This window comes from Lentzea sp. NPDC058450 (genome assembly GCF_042721395.1).
In the GTDB taxonomy this organism is placed as follows: Bacteria; Actinomycetota; Actinomycetes; order Mycobacteriales; family Pseudonocardiaceae; genus Lentzea.
Genome location: NZ_JBHXLO010000007.1, coordinates 107099 through 129255 on the forward strand (window position 1 = coordinate 107099; position 22157 = coordinate 129255).

Here is a 22157-nt window from a genome sequence, read left to right on the forward strand (position 1 = left end):
CTCCTTCCGCCCCGGCATCGTCACCGGGCCGTGTGTCATCGCCAGGTCTGCTGTGTGTCGGCGCGGTAAACCGGCCGGGGTCACACGCCTGCGTGGGCGAGCGACGGACGTGCCGCGAAGACGGTGCGGCGCAGGTAGAACCACCAGGTGGTGGCGAGGCAGAGGCCGTAGAAGACGAGGATCGCGGTCAGCGCGGGAGTCAGCGTCTTCGAGCCCTCCAGGGAGAACTTGAAGACGAGGTTCACCAGCACGCCACCGGCCGCGCCGACCGCGCCCGCGATGCCGACCACGGCCGCGGCCTGGCGCTTCGCGGACTTGTCGCAGTCCGACTGGGTGCGGAAGATCGCCGGGATCATCCGGTACGTCGAGCCGTTGCCCACGCCCGCCAGCACGAACAACGCGATGAACGAACCGAAGAACAGCGCGAAGTTCTTCGTGTCGACGCTGAGGATCACGCCGAGAGTGCCGATCGCGAGCCCGACGAACGTCCCCAGCGTCACCTTGGCGCCACCGATCCGGTCCGCGAGCCAGCCGCCCAGCGGCCGGGCGACCGAGCCGATCAGCGCGCCCAGGAACGCGAGCGCCACCCAGCTCTTGTGGTCGGCGAAGGCCAGCTTGATCAGCGACGGGAACGCGAACGAGTACCCGATGAACGACCCGAACGTCCCGATGTACAGGAACGACATCACCCAGGTGTGCTGGTTCGACAACGCGAGCTTGTACGACTGCCCGTCCGGCTTGGCCTGCGTCAGGCTGTCCATGAAGAACCACGCGCAGCCCGTCGCGACGACGATGAACGGCATCCAGATCAGCGCCGCGTAGGCGAGGTGGATCCCGGTACCGATGGTGATCACGATCGGCACGAGGAGCTGCGTGATCGCGACGCCCAGGTTGCCGCCGGCCGCGTTCAGGCCGAGCGCCAGCCCCTTCTTGCCCTCGGGGTAGAAGAACGAGATGTTGGCCATCGACGACGAGAAGTTGCCGCCGCCCAGGCCCATCGCGGCCGACGTGAGCAGGAAGAACCAGTACGGCGTGCCCGGCGTCGAGACCGCGTAGGCGAGCATCGCGCACGGGATGAGCAGCAACCCGGCGCTGATCGTCGTCCACACCCGGCCGCCGAACCGCGGCACCGCGAACGTGTACGGCACCCGCAGCGCCGCGCCGACGAGGTTCGGCACGATCAGCAGCCAGAACTGCTGGCCCACGGTGAAGTCGAAGCCGACGGAACCGAGGCTCACCACCACGATGCTCATCAGCACCCACACGCTGAACCCGAGGTTCTCCGCGAGGATCGAGAACGCCAGGTTCTTGCGGGCGATCCGCTTGCCCTTGCTCTCCCAGAACTCGGGCTTCTCCGGCTCCCAGTGGTCGATCCAGCTCATTGAAGTCCTCCGCGGGTCGGCGTTGCCGGAAAACCTAGAAACCGCTCGTTACCTCGGCGTTCTGGTCGATGACGGCGACGGCAACTCCGCCGCACATCACGCCGACGCCGGCTGTGAGGCTCCGAGCCAGTCGAGCAGCCCGCACACCGCGTCCTTGCAGCCACCGCACCCCGTCGTGGCCCGCGTGGCCTCCGCGAGCTGCGGCAACGACTCCGCGCCCGCCCGCCAGGCCGACACGATCTGTCCTTTGGAGACGGTGTTGCACCGGCAGATCACCGCGCTGGACGGCAGGTCGGCGGGCGACGCGGCCTCGGCGGGCAACGCCCGTCCGAGCAGGAGCGCGAGCCGGTCGGTCGGCGCCGGGATGCCCCGGTCGTAGAGCTGCGTGATCGTGGCGGCCGCATCCGGCGCGCCGAGCACGATCGCGCCCGCCACCCGGTCGTCGCGCAGCACGAGCTTGGCGTACCGGCCGCGCGAGGGTTCCTGGAAGCACAGGACCTCCGAGTCGGGGCAGTCGACGTCGGTGTGCACGTCCCCCAACGCGGCCAGGTCCACGTCCCGCGCCTTGAGCCTGGTGACGACCGACGTGCCGGTGTACCGCGCGGCCGGGTTCGCGCCGGTCAGCCGGTCGGCGAGCACCGCGGCCTGGTCCCACGCGGGCTGCACCAGGCCGGACACCGTGCCGGGGTGCTGGGCGCAGTCGCCGATGGCGTGCACGCGCGGGTCGCTGGTGCGCAACGCGTCGTCGACGACGATGCCGCGATCGACCGTCAGACCTGCTTTCACCGCCAACGACGTCTCGGCGCGCACACCGGCGGACACCACGACGAGCTCGGCGGGCAGGTGGCTGCCGTCGTCGAGGACGAGGCCGTCGCCGGGGAGGTACTTGGCGGCCAGGGCGTTCAGGCGGAACTCGATGCCGAGCTTGCCGAGGGTGCGGGCGAGGACGCCGCCGGCGCCGGGGTCGAGCTGGCGTTCCATCAGGTGGCCGACGGGGTGGACGACCGTGACGAGGCAGCCTCGTCCGGCCAGGCCTCTGGCGGCTTCGATGCCGAGCAGGCCGCCGCCGAGGACGACCACGGGTGCGCCCTTGTCGGCGGCGTTCGCGATCTGGGCGCAGTCGTCGAGGGTGCGGAAGGCGGCGACACCGGGGGCGAGCTTGCCGTCTTCGAGGAGGCCCTCGGCGGGTGGGACCCAGGGGGTGCTGCCGGTGGCGAGGACGAGCGCGTCGTAAGGAATGGCCTCGGCAGGTTCGGCGGCGGGGATGGTCAGGGCTTGCGCCGCCGCAGCGTCCCCGCCCCCACTCACCCCGCCCACTTGGCGGATCGTCACCGTGCGCGAGGCGCGGTCGATCCCCACCACCTCGCACCCCAGCCGCAGGTCAACCCGCTGCTCCGCCGCCCACCCCTCGTCGTGCAGGCGCGTCGACTCCGGTGTCATCGCCCCCGCCACCACCGTCGACAGCAGCACCCGGTTGTACGCGGCGTGCGGCTCGGCGCCCACCACCGTCACCGACATCTCGGCGTCCCGGCGGCGCAGTTCGTCCGCCAGCCGCGCCCCTGCCATGCCGTACCCGACGATCACGACTCGCCTCATGCCCGCTCCAATCGCACCGCGCACACCTTGAACTCGGGCATCCGGCTCGTGGGATCGAGCGCGGGGTTGGTGAGCAGGTTCGCCCGCCCGTCACCGGGGAAGTGGAACGGCAGGAACACCGCGTCGGCCCGCATGCTCGGCACGCAGCGCACGACCGCCGTGACCGTTCCCCGCCTGGACACGACGCGTGCCAGACCGTCCGGACTCAGCCCCGCGCGCGAGGCCGTGTCCGGGTGCATCTCCACGTACATCTCGGGAACGGCCTTCATCAGCTCGTCGATCCGCCGCGTCTGCGCCCCGGACTGGTAGTGCTGCAACACGCGGCCGGTGGTGGCCTGCAACGGGAACTCGGCGTCCGGCGGCTCGGCCGGGCCGCGGTGGTCGACCGGGACGAACCGCGCCAGCCCGTCCTGATGTGCGAACCGGTCGAGGAAGAGCCTTGGTGTGCCGGGATGATCCGTCGACGGCACCGGCCAGTGCAGCTGCTCGGACTCCAGCCGTTCGTACGTCACGCCCGAGTAGTCGGAGAGCCCGCCCGCCGACGCGCGCCGCAGCTCCTCGAAGACCTCCTGCGGCGCAACGGGAAAGCCTTCAACAACCCCCAACCGCGCCGCGAGTCCGTGCAGCAACTCCAGATCGCTGCGCACCCCGGGAGGCGGGTCGAGTGCCTTGCGGCGCCTGATGATCCGGCCTTCGAGGTTGGTCATGGTGCCGTCCTCCTCGGCCCACTGCGTCACCGGGAACACCACGTCGGCCATCGCCGCGGTCTCCGACATCACGAAGTCCGCCACCACCAACAGGTCCAGCGCGCGCAACCGGTCCGCGACGCCCGACGCGCGCGGCGCCGACACCACCGGGTTGCTGCCGAACACCAGCATCGCCTTGATGTCCTCGGCGACCAGCAGCTCGTACGCGCTGCGGCCGGGTCCGGGCAGCCACGAGACGCCCCAAACGTCCATGATGTGCTGCCGCGCAACGGGATCGTCGATCTTGCGATAGCCCGGGAGCTGGTCGGCCTTCTGGCCGTGCTCACGGCCGCCCTGGCCGTTGCCCTGCCCGGTCAAGCAGCCGTAGCCCGATCCTGCCCGGCCGGGAAGTCCCAGTGCCAGAGCCAGGTTGATCCACGCCGAGACGGTGTCGGTGCCGGACGCGTGCTGTTCGGTGCCGCGCCCGGACAGGATGTACGACCGGCCGGCCAGCATGTGCACGGCGGCGCGCTGGTCAGCGGCGGAGACGCCCGTGACGCGTTCGGTCTGCTCCGGCCACCACGACGCCGCCACCCGCCACGCGTCGTCGAAACCCGTGGTGCGCGCGGAGATGTACTCCTTGTCGATCACGCCCTCGATGACGGCGGTGTGCAGCAAACCCAGTGCCAGCGCCAGATCCGTGCCCGGCGCGGGCTGCAGGTGCAGCGTCGCGCGCTCGGCCGTCGCGGTCCGGCGCGGGTCGATGACGATCAGCCGCGCGCCTTCGAGGTGCCGCAGGAACGGCGGCATCGTCTCGGCCGGGTTCGAGCCCGCCAGCAGCACGGTGTCCGCGGTGCGCAGGTCCGTCAACGGGAACGGCATCCCGCGGTCGAGCCCGAACGCCCTGTTGCCCGCCGCCGCGGCGGACGACATGCAGAACCGGCCGTTGTAGTCGATCTGCGAGGTCTTCAACGCCACCCGCGCGAACTTCCCGAGCGCGTAGGCCTTTTCGTTCGTCAGCCCGCCACCGCCGAACACGGCGACCTCGTCGGGCTCGTAGAACCCGATCCGCGCCGCCACGTAGTCCAGCGCCTCGTCCCACGACACCGGCGACCCGTGCAGCAGCGGAGTGGTGAGCCGGCCGGGATGCCGCAGCAGCTCCCCCGCCGTCCAGCCCTTCTGGCACAGCCCACCGGGACCAGGGGCCACCTGGCCGTCGATGACGCTCATGGAGCACTGCAGCGCGCAGTAAGGGCAATGGGTCACGCCTCCGAACGCTAAGAAGCGCTCGTTAACCCAATGCGACCCAATGTTTCGTCAGTGGAAAATGGCCCGCTCACAGCAGTGCGGTGACGAAGTGAGCAGCTCGTTCCAAGCCCGCAAAGGACTGTGGCGTTGACAACGGGTGCAGCGCGTGCACGGCGAGCCGGAACATCGTCGCCCGCACCAGCGCCTGCTCCCACTCGGCCTGGTGGCTCCACCGGTGGAACAGCCCGGTGTCCGCGCCACCCCACGCCACGGCGTCCACGGCGATCACGGCCGCGGCCCACTCGGCGGGACGCCAGTACGCGGTGAAGTCGATGACGGCCGGCGGGGCGTCGCCCGCGAACAGCACGTTGCCGAACAGGTCTCCGTGCACGACCTGCGGCTGCAGGTTGAGCGGCTTGCGCAGGTCCTTCAGCAGGTCGAACGTCCGCCCGCCGAGATCGGCGTCGAGCGGCACGTCCTCCTCGCCCCACGCCTTGCGGTCGGCGACGGCGAACACGTCCGTGCGCGCGTCGAGGAACCGGGGCTTGGGCAGCTCGGCCGTGGCCTGGTGCAGCCGTTGCGCGACGGCGATGACCTCGTCGTGCCGCGGCTCGGCCCGTCCGGCCAGGAACTTGGTGGCGGACCAGCCGCCGACGACGTACCGGCCGTCCGTCGATCTGAGCGGTCGTCCGATCCGCAGGTGGTGGACGTCGAGACCGTCGAGGGTCTTCGCGATCCAGGTGGCCTCGGCGGGCTTGGGCGCGGGCCTGATGGTGGCGTCGCCGCAGCGCCAGGCAGGGCCGCCGTCGATGAGCTCGGGCTCGGCGTCACGAGCCCCGAACGCCGCACGCACGTGCGCTGGGGGCGGTTCGGGGGAGCGGGTCACGGTCGGGCACGCTACCTGCTTAGACCGTCCGGGTGGTGGATCACGGCACGCGGTGATTCGCGCCGCCACTCGAAAAGCCGAACGAGTGACGGGTGCTTTCGGGTGTCGATGCCCCCGAAAGCACCCACCACCGTTAGTACGTCGGCAGGCTCGGGTCCACCTCGCGGGCCCACGCCAGCACGCCGCCACCGACGTGCACGGCGTCCTTGAAGCCCGCCTTGTGCAGCGCCGCCAGGGCCTCCGCCGAGCGCGCACCGGACTTGCAGTGCAGCACCAGCGGCTTGTCCTGCGGGAGCTCCGAGAACGCCTCGCCGGACAGGATCTTGTCCTTAGGGATCAGCACGGAACCGGGGATCCGGACGATCTCGAACTCGTGCGGCTCGCGCACGTCCACCAGCAGGAAGTCCTCGCCGGACTCCTGCTTGTGCTTGAGCTCGAGCGGCGTGATCGTGTTGCCCGCGGCGGCCTGCTGCGCGTCCGTGGACACGACCCCGCAGAACGCCTCGTAGTCGATCAGCTCGGTGATCTTCGGGGACTCCGGGTCCTTGCGGATCTTGATGGTCCGGTACGACATCTCCAGCGCGTCGTAGACCATCAGGCGGCCCAGCAACGGGTCGCCGATACCGGTGAGCAGCTTGATCGCCTCGGTCACCATGATCGAGCCGATGGACGCGCACAGCACGCCCAGCACGCCGCCCTCGGCGCACGACGGGACCATGCCGGGAGGCGGCGGCTCCGGGTAGAGGTCGCGGTAGTTGAGGCCCTGGCCGTTCGGGGCGTCCTCCCAGAAGACGCTGACCTGGCCCTCGAACCGGAAGATCGAGCCCCACACGTACGGCTTGCCCAGCAGCACCGCGGCGTCGTTCACCAGGTACCTGGTGGCGAAGTTGTCGGTGCCGTCGAGGATCAGGTCGTAGTCGCGGAAGACGTCCAGCGCGTTCTCGGAGTTGAGGTGCGTCTGGTGCAGGATCACCTTGACGAACGGGTTGATCTCGGCGACCGAGTCGCGCGCCGACTCCGCCTTCGGGCGGCCGACGTCGGACTGGCCGTGGATCACCTGGCGTTGCAGGTTCGACTCGTCCACGACGTCGAAGTCGACGACGCCGAGCGTGCCGACCCCGGCCGCGGCCAGGTACAGCAGCGCCGGGCTGCCCAGGCCGCCCGCGCCGACGACGAGCACCTTCGCGTTCTTCAGCCGCTTCTGCCCGTCCACCCCGACGTCCGGGATGATCAGGTGCCGGCTGTAGCGCGCGACTTCTTCCTTGGTCAGCTCCGCGGCTGGCTCAACGAGCGGCGGAAGCGCCATGCTGGTCCTCCTCGACGAATGTCTCCGTGTCCGAGACAACGTCTACCCTGCCTCGACTCTTCCCCGTTGGAAAGCTGTCTCAGCCTGCGGGAAACGCGTTCGGCGTGCACACCTTGCCGTCGGCGGGCACCACGTCCTGGCCGGCGTTGAGCTGCGAGACGAAGTCGTTCGAGACGCCGAACGTCTGCTGCATCATCACCGGGGCCGGCGCGCCGTTGTCCTTGCAGGCCGCGTGGCCGCTGCCCAGGGCGTGCCCGACCTCGTGGTTGATCACGTAGGTGCGGTATCCGGCCAGGTCACTGCCGTAGACCATGGCGCCGCGCACCCAGCGGGCGACGTTGATGATCACGCGCTTCTGGCCGGGGTTGTAGCAGGAGGTCTCGAACGGGATCTCCTTGCCGCAGAGCGTGTGCGTGGTCTTCGTGGTGGTGAGCGTCACGGTGAAGTCGGGGTTCTGGTTCGCCTCGACCCGCTGCAACGCGACCTGCTTGGTGCCGATCCAGCTGCGCGGGTCGGCCAGGATGCCGTCGATCGTGCGGCCGAACGCGGCCGCGTCGTCGTTGTAGTCGGCGGGCTTCACGCCGTCCTCGATGGCGATCGAGTACTTGCGGAACTTCTGCGCGCCACCGTCACCGAACCGGTCACCCGCGCCGGCGATCGCCTTGAACGTGCCGACGCCGTCCTCGGAGAACGCCGGACCGCCCGGCAGCTCGGCCGTCGGGATGTTCAGGACCGGTTTCTTGCCCGGCACCTCGGAGGCAGGGACCTCGGGCGTGCTGACGGGCGTCTCGGCGGCGTTGGTGCTGCCGGTGTCGCCGCCCGCGCCGGGCGCCTTGGGCTGGACCGTGTCGAGCACCACGAGCGCAGTCAGCACCAGCAGCACGGGGATCGCGTAGATCCGCCAGCCGTAGTTGGAGACGAGCCTCTTCATCCCGCTCTTCTTGCGGGGGCGTCGCATGGCCTGGGTCGCGTCCGGTTCCCAGGCGGCCGCGAGCGGTTCCGCGCTGGTCCGCCGCTCGCCGCGGCGGTAGCGGTCGGAGGGCGGCACAGGACGTCCTCGCTCGGGGGCGCGATTCACGTCGTCCAGGGTCCCACATCCCCCGTATGGCCGTCGTTCATCACCATGTGTGTCGGTCGACCGCCTCCCACATGCCCAGCACAGCCCTCGCCACGGTGGCGGGCCTCTCCATCTGGGCGACATGGCCGGTCTTGGGAAGCACCAGCAGTCGTCCCTTCGGCAGCAGCTGCGCGGTCCGCGGCCCCTTGCGCACGCTGACGAGCCGGTCGTTCTCCCCCCACAGCACCAGCGTCGGCACCTCGACCAGCGGCAGCAGCCGCCACAGCGACTTCGGGCCGGGCGTGAGCCAGCTCTGCATCAGCCCGAACGTGCTGCGGTTGAGCGCCTGACCGGCCCACTTCTGCCGGGCGCGCTCCTCGTTCTCCTTGATCGACTCCTCGATGCGGTTGTCCGGCACCACGCTCGGGTCCGCGAAGCACAGCGTCAGCATCTGCCGGGTGCGCTCGTGCGCGGTGAGCTTGGCGAGCTCGCGCCGGACCTTCGACCCGATGATCGGCAGCACGGCCAGCGCCATCCGGGGGTCGGACATGCGGTCGAGGCGCGGCCTGAGGTCGGGCACCGCCGGCGAGACGAGCGTGAGCGTTCTCACCAGCTCGGGCCTGCTCGCGGCCACGATGAGCGAGATCGCGCCGCCCATGGAGTTGCCGAACAGGTGCACCGGCTCCTGGAACGTCTCCAGGTACTTGATGACCGTCCGGGCGTGCGTGGCGAGGCTGAAGTCGTACCCGGGAATCGGCTGCGACCGCCCGAACCCGGGCAGGTCGATCGAGTACCCGCTGACGTGGTCCTTCAGCTGGGCCGCGAGGTCCGTCCAGTTGGTCGCCGACCCACCGAGCCCGTGCACGTAGACCGCTTTCGGCCCGTCTCCGGGAGTGACCCTGACGTGCACCTCGTGGCCATCCACCTGGTGGAACTCACCAGGCCACGGCGTTTGCGACGTGTCCAGCGGAGGCAGCGAGACCGTGGACAACGGGGCAGGAATCAGGGTGCTCACCAGACCAGGATGCGGGAAATCGGGCGCAGATGGTTCCCGCATGTGGGCTACCAGCGAGTAAGGTTGCGCTCAGCCTCGGTCAGGCAACCCCTCTCCGACGGCGCATCACTCGTGCTGGAGGCACCATGACGGAGACGGCGCAGAGCGCCCCCGCAGGCAGGGGCGTTCGACTGCCGCGCACCGCCCGCCGCGCGCAACTTCTCGCGGCCGCGCAGGACGTGTTCGTCGCCAACGGCTACCACGCCGCGGCGATGGACGAGATCGCCGAGCGGGCAGGCGTGTCGAAGCCGGTGCTGTACCAACACTTCCCCGGCAAGCTCGAGCTCTACATGGCACTCCTCGAGTCCCATGTGGACGAGCTGGTGGGCCGTGTCCGCACGGCCATCGCCTCCTCGTCCGACAACAAGCTCCGCGTCCGCGCCGCCGTGGCCGCCTTCTACGACTTCGTGGACGGCGAGGGCCAGGCGTTCCGCATGGTCTTCGAGTCGGACCTGCGCTCCGAGCCCTCCGTGCAGTCCGCGGTCGAGCGGGCCACCACGGACTCGGTCGACGCGATCACCGAGACCATCACGGCCGACGCGGGCCTGGACGAGGAGCGCGCACGCCTGCTGGCCGTCGGGCTGGTCGGGTTGTCGCAGGTCACGGCCCGTTCGTGGCTGGCGGACAACCGCCGCGTGCCGAAGGAGGACGCGGTGGCGTTGATCTCCAACCTGGCGTGGCGCGGCATCGGCGGCGGGTTCCCGCTCCAGCACTGACCGCACGAACACGACTGAGCCGGGCTTCCCGAAGGGAGGCCCGGCTCAGTTGTGAAAGCGGTGGGCAGGCACGCGCCCAACCGCAGGCGACCACACACGCACCAAACCGCAGTCGCCAACGCAAGGCGACCACCGTCTTAGCCAGGCGCGCGGTGCCAACCGGACAGCCGTCAACGCAAAGCCAACCACCTACGAAACCCGGCACGCGAAGCCGAAGGCGAGCCCGAACGGGCTGATGCCCGCCACAGAGCCGGTTCCACCGCTCAAGGCGATTGGGGCTTGACTTTGGGTGCGAGGTGCTAGCTTCTCGAGCTCGGCCGGGCGCTTTTCAGCCCGGCCTTTTCCGGCCGACCAGCACCTCGCAAGGGCCCCGAAGTCAAGCCCCAATCGCACACCCCAGGTCTTTCGTCAGGACCCGCGCAAGCACCCTCGCAACGGAAGACGAACCCAGGAACGCAACCCACCCCGCTGGAACAGGAACCGACCTACGAAACCGGCACCCGCACAGCCCTCACATCAACGCGGCGATCCGCCGAGCAACGTCCTCCGAACGTTCCAGCGGCAACATGTGCCCGGTCTTCGGATAAATCACGAACTCGGCGGACGGCAACGCCTCCGCCAACACCCGCGAATGCCGCATCGGCGTGAGCACGTCCCAGGACCCGGCCATGACCACCGTCGGAATGTCGGAGAGCACGGCCAAAGCCTCCCGCCGCTGATGCAGCGTCAACTCCTCCCGGATCCCGACGAACGCCTCCCCGGACGTGTTCCCGGCCATCGCCGCGGCCGCCCGCACGTCCCGCCACGAAGGCCGCCGCCCGAACGTCACCCGCAGCCCAGGCGTGATCACCCGCCCGAACCCGACCTTGGGCCGCCCGACCAGCCACTTCCCGGCCAGCCTCTCCAGCCCGCTCTGCCGCGGCAGGTTCCCGCACGAGGTGGCGATCAACGCCACCCCGGAGACCCGCGCGAACAACTCGGGCCGTTGCTCGGCCAACGCCATGATCGTCATGCCGCCCAGCGAATGCCCGGCCAGCACGACTCGTCCAGTAGGCGCAAACTCGTCCAGCACCGCTGCCAGGTCGCCGGCCAACTCGGAGATCGTCCCGGACCCCGACGACCCGCCGTGGCCACGCACGTCGTACCGCACCACCCGGCCAGGCAGTGCGGCGGCGACGCGGTCCCACGTGGTGAGGTCCATCGTCCAGCCGTGCAGCAGCACGGCGGTCACGTCGGAGGACGAAGGCCCCGACGTGACGACCTTCAGACGATCAAGAACGAACGGCGCCATGCGCTCATCCCCGGCTTCCCGACCAGCCCGGCGTCGCCGAGGAACGACATGATCCGCTCACCGGACCAGCGAATGGTCTCCTGGAAGCGGGGGTTGCCCAGCGCCTGACGGTGCGCCTCGCGCACGTCCAGGCCGACCGACGCGTAGACGGCCGGGTTGATGATCGTGCGCGTGATCATCATCGACACGGTCGCGATCAGCCACTTCTGGTACGGCTTCTCGAAGCCTCGCAACGCTTCCATGCCGCGGGTGAGTTCCTCGCGGGCGAAGCGGACGTGGCGGGCCTCCTCGAGCACGTGGATGCGGTTCACCATGCGCACGAGCGGCTGGACGGTCTCGTCGTTCATCGCCTCGCGCTGCAGGCGGTCGAGGATCTCCTCGGCGACGAGGATCGAGCCGTACATCGCGGGGCCGTAGCCGATGGTCGGCAGCAGCTTGCCCAGGCGGTGCGTGTGCTGCCTCGGGCCGTACGGCGGGCAGCCGATGCGTTCGACCAGGCGCGCGAACATCGTCGAGTGCCGGCACTCGTCGGCCACCTCGGTCAGCGCGTACTGGGCGTGCCGCGAGGTCGGGTCGGTGTTGTAGACGACCTTCACGAGCATCTGCATGAGCAGCAGCTCGAACCACAGGCCGACGGACGCGATCGACGCCAGCTCGTGCTTCGAGAGCTCGATGCGCTGCTCCTGGGACAACGTGTCGTAGAGCGGCGTGCCGTAGAGCGAGATGCGCTGTTCAGGGATGTAGAAGAGGCCGTCCACCAGAGGTGCGGACCAGTCGATGTCCACCTCGGGGTCGTAGAACTTCTCGGCGGACGACTTGAGCAGCCGTTCCGCGGTCTTCTCCCGATCGGCGACCCTCATCGATTGCCCTCCCCGGTAAGTGTTACTTGAGGTAACGGTTACTTCTGGTAGCGTGCGTCACATGGCACGCACTGTCAAGGGGCCGGACGCGCGACGTGAGCGGTGGAAGGGTCATCGCGAGCAGCGCAGGGCGGAGTTCGTGGAGGCCACGATCGCCGCCGTGGCCAAGAAGGGCCCCGACGTCGGCATGGAGGACGTGGCCGCGGAGGCCGGCGTCAGCAAACCCGTGCTGTACCGGCACTTCACCGACAAGTCCGACCTGTACCTGGCAGTCGGCCAGAAGGCCACCGAGGTGCTGATGGACCGGATGGGGCCCGCGCTCGCCGCGGAGGGCTCGATCCGCGACCGCATCACGAACATCGTCGACGCGTACCTGTCGGTCATCGAGGAGAACCCGAACCTCTACCGGTTCGTGGTGAAGGGCTCCTTCGCGGACCGCCCGGTCGAGAAGGACGTCGTGGCGGAGGACAAGAACCTCATCGCGGCGACCCTGGCCCGCCTCATCGGCGACTACCTCAGGGCGTTCGACATGGACTCCGGCGGCGCCGAGCCGTGGGCGCACGCGCTGGTCGGCATGGTGCAGAACGCGGGTGACTGGTGGCTCGACCGTCAGACGATGTCCCGCGCGAACCTGAGCGACTACCTCGCCACGATCATCTGGCACGCCCTCGACGGACTGCTGCGGTCGGCAGGGGTCGAGATCGATCCCGCAACGCCACTCACCCCTCTCCGATTGGTGGATTGACAGCCACTCGCCGTCCTCCGATTGGTGGACTGTTGGCTTCCCCCGCTCGACGGCGGAGACGTGTCGGGTTCACACCCGACGATTCCTGCTTCTTCACCCTCGGTAGGGAGGTTCCGACAGATGCCTCGCCAGCTCACGCCGGGTCGGTCTCACACCGTCTCCACAGGCAGCAACCGCCAGCCCGGCGGCCAGAACGTTCTTCGCCGCGTTCACGTCACGGTCGTGAACGGCCCCGCAGGGGCAGCGCCACTCTCTTACGCCCAACGAGATCGCGTCAGCCAGAAGTCCACATTTCGAACATGTCTTGCTCGAAGGAAACCACCGGTCGATCACGATCACCTGGCGTCCGTACCAAGCGGCTTTGTACTCCAGCATGCGACGCATCTGCGACCACGAAGCGTCGGCGATGGCACGCGCAAGCCGGCGGTTGCGCAGCATGCCTCTGACGTGCAGGTCCTCGATCACGATCGTTTGATTCTCACGAACGAGCCGAGTTGTCAGCTTGTGCAGGTGATCACTGCGCCTGTCGGCGATGCGAGCATGCACGCGCGCGATCTTGCGCCGCACCTTTTCTCGGTTGGCCGAGCCCTTCTGCTTCCTCGCCAGGAGGCGCTGCACCCTGGCGAGGCGCACCCGCTCTCTCGCTTCATGCCTTGGGTTGGCGATCTTCTCGCCAGTCGAGAGCGTCATCAACGCCGTCACACCGGCATCCACGCCCACAGCAGCCGAGACAGGGGCGTGGTGATCCACGACGGCGTCAACGAGAACCGACACGAACCAACGGCCCGCACGATCTCTGCTCACCCTGACCGTCGAGGGCATGGTCCCAGCCGGCAGAGGACGGGACCACACGATCGCCAACGGCTCGGACATCTTGGCAAGGATCAACCGGCCGTCATGCCAGCGGAACGCCGATCGCGTGTATTCCGCCGCCGCCCGAGACTTCTTCTTCGACTTGAAACGAGGATACCGGGCGCGCTTGGCGAAGAAGCTTGCGAACGCGCCTTGCAGGTTTCGCAAGGACTGCTGCAACGGGACGCTCGACACTTCCCCCAGGAAGGCGAGTTCCTCCGACTTCTTCCAGGAAGTCAGCATCGACGAAGTGTCGCGGTACGAGATGTTGCGTTGCTCGTCACTCCACGCGGCAGCCCGAATCGCCAAGGCCTTGTTGTAAATCAGACGCACACACCCGAATGTGCGCGCTAGCTCCGCAGCCTGCGCATCCGTTGGGTAGAAGCGGTATTTGAACGCCCGCTTCGCCGACGACCTCCCCACAAGTCCTCATTCTTGCAGCGAACAGCAGACCAGGATCCGGCGGGTCCTCAACCTCCTCAAGGCACAACCACGAATTGGAGTGGATTGATGAGCGAGCACGAGCACGACGAAGAGGGCTACACCGGCGCTGCCACCCTGGTCTTCGGTTCCGAAGAAGTCGCGGTCGAGGTCGAGCTGCGGGGCTACTTCCAGCCGATCGACGGCCGCTACCACTGGTACGGCCGCGTGAAGAAGAACGACGACGTCACGAGCCGTGTCGAAGGAGGTGCGCGGTCCGCGTTGCTGCGCACCCCCACCGGCCAGGCGGAGGGGACGCTCACCGACCAGGACCCGTGGGGTCGTTACCGGGTCGGTGGCATCTCCACTCCGCCCTACAAGATCGAGGAACCCGCCGAGCACTAGGCCCTGCGACGAAGCAGCACCCCGGCGAGCACCAGGACCAGGCCGAACGCCGCCAACGGCAACGCCGGGAAGCCGGTCCACGCGATCGGCGTGTCCTCCCGCACCTTCACGGTCGCCGAGCACCGCGGATCGGACCCGCCGGGCTTGCAGTTCGAGCCCGGCACGTCCGAGGTCACGACGTTGCGCAGCTCGCCGGCACTCGACGCGGTCACCCAGTACGTGATCGTCGCCGAGGCACCGACCGGCAGCTCACCGCTCCAGCTCAGCACCGGTGCCGCGAACGTGCCCGCGTCCGTGCCGCCCCAGGTCGCGTGCTTCAACACGTCGGCCAACGAGTCGGAGAACGACGCGGAAACCGTTGTCTGGCCGGTGTTCCGCACGGTCACGGTGTAGGTGATCCGGTCGCCCGGCTTGGCCTCCGCCCGGTCCGCCTTCTTCACGATCTCCAGCCCGGACACCGGCGTCTCGGTCCCGCACCGCTCCGGGCAGTTCGACGGAACGTCGGACGTGACCACGTTGCGCAGCTTGAAGTCCCCGGTCGGCGGGTCGTTCACGCGCACCCGGTACGTCACCGACTTCGTGGCCCCGATCGTCAGTTCGCCGCTCCACGTCAGCTTCGACCCGGAGAGCGCACCCGCACTCGTGTCCACAAAGGACGCGTCGTCCAGCACGCCGCTCAGGTCGTCGACGAACGTGGCCGGCGCCAGGACGGTCTGGCCGGTGTTCGTGAGCGTCACGGTGTAGCTGACGAGGTCACCGGGCTTCGCGGAGGTCGTGTCGACCTTCTTCACGATCTCCAGCCGCGGCACCAGCACCTCGACCGAGCAGCCGTCGAGGCAGGTCGAGCCGGGGGTGTCGGACGTGACGACGTTCTTCAGCCGCAGGTCGCCCTTGCTCGTGACGGTCACCGAGTACCGGACGGTCGCGGACGCGCCCTGAGCCAGGTCGCCCTTCCAGGTCAACCGAGGAGCCGCATAGGTGGTCAGCCCCGACGTCGAGGCCGCATCACCGTTGTAGGTGGCGTCGTCGAGCACCTGGGTCATGTCGTCCACGAACGCCGCGTCGCGCAGCATCGTCGCGCCGGTGTTGGTGACGACGATCGTGTACGTCACCTTCTCGCCCGGCTTGGCCTCGGCCCGGTCCGCCTTCTTCACGATCTGGAAGCCGGCGATCGGGGTGTCCGTGGTGCAGCCGTCCGAGCAGTCGGTGTCCGGCACGTCCGACGTCACGACGTTCTTCAGCCGCTTGTCGCCGGCACCGGTCACCTTCACCGAGTACGTGACGGTCACCGAAGCACCGAAAGCGAGCGAACCGGTCCACGTCAGCTTCGGGGCGGCAAAGGCAACCGAACCCGCAGACGCCTTCTCGTCACCGTTCCAGGTCGCGTCGTCCAACACGCCTGAAAGGTCATCCGAGACCGAGATTCCACTGTGGACCGTCTTGCCGGTGTTGGTGATCACGATGGTGTACTCGACGTCGTCACCGGGTTTGGCGGAAGCAGACGAAGAAGTCTTCACCAGCTTCAGCCCGGCGATCGGCGTGGACGTCGTGCAGTCGACGCACTTGCCGCCCGGCGTGTCGGTCGTCACCACGTTGTCGAGGCTGAAGTCCCCGGTCACCGGGTTCTTCACGACGACCGTGTACTTCACCTCGACCACGGCGCCGATCGCCAGGTCGCCCGTCCACGTCAGCACGGGCGAGGTGAACGTGCCCGCGCTCGCGCCACCCCAGGTCGCGTCGTCCAGGACCTTCGAGAGGTCGTCGGAGAACGACGCCCCGACGAGCACGGTCTGGCCGGTGTTCCGCACGGTCACGGTGTACGTGACGGTGTCGCCCGGCTTGGCCGACTCCACGTCGACGGCCTTGCTGACCTCCATGCCCGGCAACGGGGTCGAGGTCGAGCACTTCGGGTCCGTCGAGCCCGGCGGGCAGTTGCCGCCGGGGTCGTCCGAGGTGACGACGTTGTTCAGCCGGTGGTCGCCGGCCGCGGTCACCTTCACCGAGTACGTGATCACGGCCCGCGACCCGATCGGCAGAGCGCCGCTCCACGTCAGCGCCGGCGCCGCGAAGGCCACCTCGCCGACGGTCGCCGCCGCGTCGTCGTTCCAGGTCGCGTCGTCGAGCACCCCGGTCAGGTCGTCGCGGAACGAGGCGTCCTGCGCGGTCTGACCTGTGTTCCGCACGGTCACGGTGTACGTCACCACATCACCAGGCACCGGCTTCTCCGGGCTGACGGCCTTCACGATCTCCAGCCCCGCCACGGGGGTGTCGGTCGTGCAGCCCTCCGAGCAGTCGGTGCCGGGGGTCTCCGACGACACGACGTTCTTCAGCCGCTTGTCCCCCGCACCCGTCACCTTCACCGAGTACGTGACCGTCACCGAAGCACCGACAGCGAGCGAACCGGTCCACGTCAACTTCGGAGCAGCAAAGGCAACCGAACCCGCAGATGCCGCCTGATCACCGTTCCACGAAGCGTCGTCCAGCACGCCGGACAGGTCATCCGACACCGAGATTCCACTGTGGACCGTCTGGCCGGTGTTGCTGATCGTCACCGTGTACGTGACGGTGTCGCCGGGCTTGGTCGTGGCCGGATCGGCCTTCTTCACCAGCTTCAGCGAGGCCACCGGCGTGTCCGTCGTGCAGCCGTCGACGCAGTTGTTGCCAGGGGTGTCGGACGTGACGACGTTCTTGAGCCGCTTGTCCCCCGCACCGGTCACCTTCACCGTGTACGTCACGGTCGCCGTCTCCCCCACGCCCAGCCGCCCGGACCAGGTCAGCACCGGCGCGGCGAACACCCCGGCGCTCGTGCCGATCCACGTCGCGTCGTCCAGCACCCCGGTCAGGTCGTCGCGGAACGACGCGTCCAGCGCGGTCTTGCCGGTGTTGCGCACGAGAACCGTGTACGTGACGACGTCACCGGGCTTGGTCGACGCGGGCTCGGCGGTCTTCTTGATCTCGATGCCGGACACCGGGGTGTCGGTCGTGCAGTTCGGCACGCAGTTGTTGCCGGGCGTGTCCGACGTGACGACGTTCGTCAGCTGGTGATCGCCCTTGCCGGTCACGACGACCGTGTACGTGATCGTCGCCGACCCGCCGATCGGCAGCGTGCCGTTCCAGCTCAGCACAGGCGAGGTGAACGTGCCCGCGCTCGTGCCGCCCCAGGTCGCGTCGTCCAGCACCTTCGTCAGGTCGTCGCGGAACGAGGCGTTCAGCTCGGTCTGGCCGGTGTTGCGCACGGTCACGGTGTACGTCACGACGTCACCGGGGTTCGCCGACTTCCGGTCGACCGACTTCACGATCTCCATGCCGGGCAACGGGGTCGTGGTCGAGCACTTCGGGTCGGTCGAGCCCGGCGGGCAGTTGCTGGGCACCTCGGTGCTGACCCGGTTGACGAGCTTGTGATCACCCTTGATCGGGTCGTTGACGCGCACGACGTACGTCACCGTGGCCGTGGCGCCGATAGCCAGGTCACCGGTCCACGTCAGCGTCGGCGCGGTGAGCGAGACCGTGCCCGGCGTGGCCTGGCCGGAGACCCAGGTGGCGTCGTCCAGCACGCCGGACAGGTCGTCCGTCACCTTCTCGCCGGTCAACGGCACCTGGCCGGTGTTGGTGATCGTCAGCGCGTAGGTCACGGTGTCGCCGGGGTTCGCCGTCTTCGAGTCCGACGTCTTGGCGATCGTCAGCTCGCGGCCGGGCGTCTCGGTGCTGCACGACGGGTCCTTCGACCCCGGCGGGCAGTTGTTGCCGGGCGTGTCCGAGGTGATCTTGTTGTTGAGCCTCTTGTCGCCGGGGTTCGGGTTCTTCACCGTCACCGTGTAGGTGATCGTGGCGGTGCCGCCGATCGGCAGGTCGCCCTTCCACTCCAGCCGCGGCGACACCAGCGTCACCGCGCCGACCGTGGCCTGCGCGTCGTCGTTGTACCGCGCGTCGTCCAGCACCTGCGTCAGGTCGTCGGTGAACGACGCTCCCGTTTGGACGGTCTGGCCGGTGTTGGTGACCTTGATCGTGTACGTCACGGTGTCGCCCGGCACGACCTCGTCGCGGTCGTCGGACTTCTCGATCCGCAGGCCGGCGATCGGTGTGCTGGTCGAGCACTTCTCCCCGCCGGGGCAGTTGGCGCCGGGCGTGGTGGACGTGATCACGTTGTCCAGCTTGAAGTCCGCCGGGTCGCCGACCTTCACGGTGTACGTGACGGTCGCGGTACCGCCGACCGCGAGGTCACCCGTCCACGCCAGGCGAGGAGCGGCGAACGTGGCGGAACCCGTTGAGGCCTCGGCGGAAACCCAGTCGGCGTCGTCGAGCACGCGCGTCAGGTCGTCGGTGAAGGTCGCACCGGACACCGGCGTCTTGCCGGTGTTCCGCACGGTCACGGTGTACTTCACGACGTCGCCGGGCTTGGCCGACTGCCGGTCCACGGCCTTCTCGAACTCGACACCGGACACCGGGGTGGTCGTCGTGCAGTTCGGCACGCAGTTGTTGCCGGGCGTCTCGGACGTGACGACGTTCGTCAGCTGCTTGTCGCCCTTGCCGGTCACGACCACGGTGTAGGTGACCGTCGCCGACTCACCGACCGCCAGCGCACCGGTCCACGTCAGCTTCGGCGAGACGAAGGTCGCGGTTCCCGAGGAAGCCGTTGCGCTGCCCCAGGTCGCGTCGTCCAGCACCTGGGTCAGGTCGTCGGCGAACGAGGCGTTGAGCGGCGTCTTGCCGGTGTTCCGGACGGTGACCGCGTACTTCACGGTGTCGCCGGGGTTCGCCGACTGCCGGTCGACCTCCTTCTTGATCTCCACCCCGGAGACCGGCGTCGACGTGCGGCAGTCCGCGTCCGCCGACCCGGCCGGGCAGTTGTTGCCGGGCGTGGTCGACGTGATCACGTTGTCCAGCAGGTGATCGCCCTTGCCGGTGACCTTGACGGTGTAGGTGATCGTCGCGGAGCCGCCGACCGCCAGCTCACCGCTCCACGTCAGCACGGGCGAGGTGAACGTGCCGGCGCTCGTGCCGATCCAGTCCGCGTCGTCGAGCACCTTCGACAGGTCGTCGGAGAACGTGGCGTTCAACGGGGTCTTGCCGGTGTTGGTGACCTTGACCGTGTACGTGACGGTGTCGCCCGGATCAGCGGACTTCCGGTCCACGGCCTTCTCGATCTTCAGGCCGGCGACCGGTGTCGTCGTGCCGCACTTCGGATCGGTCGATCCCGGCGGGCAGTTGCCGCCGGGAGTGGTGGACGTGATCGCGTTGTCCAGCTGGAAGTCGCCCTTGACCGGGTTGGTGACCTTCAGCGAGTACCTGACCGTCGCGGAGCCGCCGATCGGCAGGTTGCCGGTCCAGGTCAGCTTCGGCGCGGCGAACTCCGCCGTGCCCGACGACGCCTCCGCCGACACCCACTCGGCGTCGTCGAGCACGCGTGCCAGGTCGTCCGTGAAAGTGGCGCCCTGCCAAGGAGTCCTGCCGGTGTTCGTGACGGTGACGGTGTAGGTGACGGTGTCGCCGGGGTTCACCGACTGCTGGTCGGCCTGCTTCGCGAAGCTGATGCCGGACACCGGGGTGTCGGTCGTGCAGTTCGGCACGCAGTTGTTGCCGGGCGTCTCGGACGTGACGACGTTCGTGAGCTGCTTGTCCCCGTTGCCGGTGACCTTGACCGTGTAGGTGATGGTCGCCGACGCACCGATGGCGAGCGCTCCGGTCCAGGTCAGCTTCGGGGAGACGAAGTTCGCGGTTCCGGACGAAGACGTTGCGGAGCCCCAAGTGGCGTCGTCGAGCACCTTCGTCAGGTCGTCGACGAACATCGCGTTCAGCTGCGTCCTGCCGGTGTTGGTGACCTTGACCGTGTACGTGACGGTGTCGCCGGGACTCGCCGACGCGCGGTCCACCGACTTCTCGATCTTCAGGCCGGGGGTGTCGACCGTGGTCGAGCAGTCGGGGTCGGTCGAGCCGACGAGGCAGTTGCCTGCGCTGCTGACCACGACGTTGCGCAGCCGGTGGTCGCCGGTGATCGGGTTCTTGACCGTGACGGAGTAGGTGAGCGTGACGGTCTTGCCCTTGCCGATGTCACCGGACCACGTCAGTTTCGGTGCGGTGTAAGAGATCGAGCCCGAGGTGGCGGCCTGGTCGTTGTTGAACGTGGCGTCGTCGAGCACCTGGCTGAGGTCGTCGGACACGCTCAGGCCGGTGACGTCGGTGGCGCCGGAGTTGGTGATGGTGACCGTGTACGGCACCTGCTCGCCGGGGTTCGCGGTGGTCTTCGTCGTGGACTTCTTGATGTCCAGGCACTCGACCGGCAGGCGGTAGTCCTCGACCTCGCCGCTGTCCGCGAGGCCCTTGTCGTTGCGCACCTGGTCGAGGTTGTAGCTCGCCCGGAAGCGCGCGTAGGTGTTGCCGCACTTGATGCTGCCCGGGATCTTCCAGGTGATCGTGACCGAGGTGGCACCGGCCGGGAAGTCCGTGCAGGCGCGTTCGTTGCCGCTCTCGAACGACCCGTTGCCGTTGAAGTCGATCCACGCGCAGGTCCGGCCTGGTTGCGAGGCGCCGGACAACGCCACCTGCACCGAGTAGTCCTCGCCCGCGTCCGACCTGGCCAGGCGCGGGAACGTCGCCACGCCGTCGTCGAGGTCGTCGCCGTTGGGCAGGTTGTTGTCCGCGCCCGCCGCCACGGCCTTGGGGCTCGGTGTGGTGGTGCCGGTGTTGATCGTCGTGGGGTTGTCGACCGACACGCCCGAGCCCATGACGAGATCGCTGACCGTGTGGCTCGCGGCGGACCCGGTGTCGTAGCTCGCCGGCGCGTCGCCGAAGTCCTCGTCCACGGACACGCCCGCGACGTAGAAGTCGTCGGTCGGCGTGCTGCTGTTGGTGAGCATGTCGACCTGGAAGCTGACGGAACTGATGGTGCCGTTGAGCTTCACGCTGCCGCACGACGCGGAGGCCTGCCTCGCGCCGTTGGTGTTGCACTGCACGTTGAGGTTGCGGTTGGGCGCCTCGATGCGGGTGCCGTTCTGCCCGATCGTCATGTTCACCGCGCCGTCGAGCGGTCCGCTGAGCGTGACTCCGCCCGAGGTCAGGGTGTGGGCGACGTGGGTGCTGCCGGTGTTGCCGATGGTCGCGCCGCTGCCCGCGATGTGCAGCACGGGGTCGCGCACCGGCCGGTTGAACGAGAACGTCAGCGTGCCTCGGTTGAAGCAGTCGACGAACGCGGCACAGCCGGTGGCCGCCGCCGTCAGTCCGATCAGCGCCGTGGAGGCGGGGATCTGCGGCCGGAAGTTGGCGGGCACCGCGTTCCGGTCGCCCGGAGGCGAGTTCAACGTGGTCAGCCGCAGGTTCGCGCCGGACACCGACGCCGTGACCTGCGTGCCCGACGACAACGTCGAGCGCGCGGAAGCGTTTGCGGCGGGCAGTGCCGACGACGAGGACCACGACCCGGCCGCATGCGTCTGGTACGCCTGCGCGGGCAGCGAGAAGGTCGTTGCCGAAACCACGAGCAACAAGGCCAGCAGGGCGGCGCGCATAGCACTCCTCAGCAGCGTGACGACCCGATCACGCTATGTGCACGCACATGCCCCTACCAGCGCATTCACCGCTTCAGGCGATCTCGACGCGGTACCGGACTGCGGGTTCTCCGACCATGACCGATACTGCGCCGTTCACAAACGAAAGGGCCCC

At 68.7% G+C, this 22157-nt stretch carries 14 protein-coding genes; 3 read left to right on the top strand and 11 right to left on the bottom strand.

What is annotated here, in order from left to right:
* Positions 1–80: 80 nt before the first annotated feature.
* From ACFWNN_RS13670 to ACFWNN_RS13700, 7 genes are all read right to left on the bottom strand, one after another.
* Positions 81–1382, bottom strand: a complete 1302-nt coding sequence (locus ACFWNN_RS13670; RefSeq protein WP_382440216.1) for an MFS transporter — start codon at positions 1380–1382, stop codon at positions 81–83.
* Positions 1383–1478: 96 nt separating this feature from the next.
* The gene (locus ACFWNN_RS13675) at positions 1479–2978 is read right to left on the bottom strand and encodes an FAD-dependent oxidoreductase (RefSeq protein ID WP_382440217.1); all 1500 of its coding nucleotides are present in this window, start codon (positions 2976–2978) and stop codon (positions 1479–1481) included.
* Complete coding sequence (locus ACFWNN_RS13680; RefSeq protein WP_382440218.1) at positions 2975–4894, bottom strand: molybdopterin oxidoreductase family protein; 1920 nt, start codon at positions 4892–4894, stop codon at positions 2975–2977. Before ACFWNN_RS13680 ends, ACFWNN_RS13675 begins: the two co-directional genes overlap by 4 nt.
* 106 nt (positions 4895–5000) lie before the next feature.
* Positions 5001–5798: a TIGR02569 family protein gene (locus ACFWNN_RS13685; protein WP_382440219.1), complete on the bottom strand. Its 798-nt coding sequence runs from the start codon at positions 5796–5798 to the stop codon at positions 5001–5003.
* 133 nt (positions 5799–5931) lie between these two features.
* A complete protein-coding gene (gene moeZ / locus ACFWNN_RS13690; RefSeq protein ID WP_382440220.1) occupies positions 5932–7104 on the bottom strand; it encodes an adenylyltransferase/sulfurtransferase MoeZ in 1173 nt (390 codons plus the stop codon).
* A 79-nt stretch (positions 7105–7183) separates the two neighbouring features.
* A complete protein-coding gene (locus ACFWNN_RS13695) occupies positions 7184–8152 on the bottom strand; it encodes a DUF3152 domain-containing protein (RefSeq protein WP_382440221.1) in 969 nt (322 codons plus the stop codon).
* 70 nt (positions 8153–8222) lie between these two features.
* Complete coding sequence (locus ACFWNN_RS13700; RefSeq protein ID WP_382440222.1) at positions 8223–9176, bottom strand: alpha/beta fold hydrolase; 954 nt, start codon at positions 9174–9176, stop codon at positions 8223–8225.
* Between the two features lie 125 nt (positions 9177–9301).
* On the opposite strand from ACFWNN_RS13700, the gene ACFWNN_RS13705 reads away from it, so the two are divergent.
* Complete coding sequence (locus ACFWNN_RS13705) at positions 9302–9931, top strand: TetR/AcrR family transcriptional regulator (RefSeq protein ID WP_285646816.1); 630 nt, start codon at positions 9302–9304, stop codon at positions 9929–9931.
* Between the two features lie 511 nt (positions 9932–10442).
* Here ACFWNN_RS13705 and ACFWNN_RS13710 read toward each other — a convergent pair.
* Both ACFWNN_RS13710 and ACFWNN_RS13715 read right to left on the bottom strand, forming a co-directional pair.
* Entirely contained in the window at positions 10443–11222 is a 780-nt protein-coding gene (locus ACFWNN_RS13710; protein WP_382440223.1) for an alpha/beta fold hydrolase, read from the bottom strand.
* Positions 11195–12082, bottom strand: coding sequence for a diiron oxygenase (locus ACFWNN_RS13715; RefSeq protein ID WP_382440224.1), 888 nt, complete (start codon positions 12080–12082; stop codon positions 11195–11197). The genes ACFWNN_RS13710 and ACFWNN_RS13715 overlap by 28 nt, the downstream gene beginning before the upstream one ends.
* A gap of 61 nt (positions 12083–12143) precedes the next feature.
* On the opposite strand from ACFWNN_RS13715, the gene ACFWNN_RS13720 reads away from it, so the two are divergent.
* Positions 12144–12827 (top strand): TetR/AcrR family transcriptional regulator, encoded by a 684-nt coding sequence (locus tag ACFWNN_RS13720; protein WP_382440225.1) that lies wholly within the window; start codon positions 12144–12146, stop codon positions 12825–12827.
* Between the two features lie 93 nt (positions 12828–12920).
* On the opposite strand, the gene ACFWNN_RS13725 is transcribed toward ACFWNN_RS13720, so the two are convergent.
* On the bottom strand, positions 12921–14102 hold the full coding sequence (locus ACFWNN_RS13725; protein ID WP_382440226.1) for an RNA-guided endonuclease InsQ/TnpB family protein: 1182 nt from the start codon (positions 14100–14102) through the stop codon (positions 12921–12923).
* Positions 14103–14189: 87 nt separating this feature from the next.
* On the opposite strand from ACFWNN_RS13725, the gene ACFWNN_RS13730 reads away from it, so the two are divergent.
* Entirely contained in the window at positions 14190–14504 is a 315-nt protein-coding gene (locus tag ACFWNN_RS13730; RefSeq protein ID WP_285646807.1) for a DUF4873 domain-containing protein, read from the top strand.
* Here ACFWNN_RS13730 and ACFWNN_RS13735 read toward each other — a convergent pair.
* Positions 14501–22003, bottom strand: a complete 7503-nt coding sequence (locus tag ACFWNN_RS13735) for a GEVED domain-containing protein (protein WP_382440227.1) — start codon at positions 22001–22003, stop codon at positions 14501–14503. The two genes, ACFWNN_RS13730 and ACFWNN_RS13735, sit on opposite strands and share 4 nt — an antisense overlap.
* Positions 22004–22157: the final 154 nt, after the last annotated feature.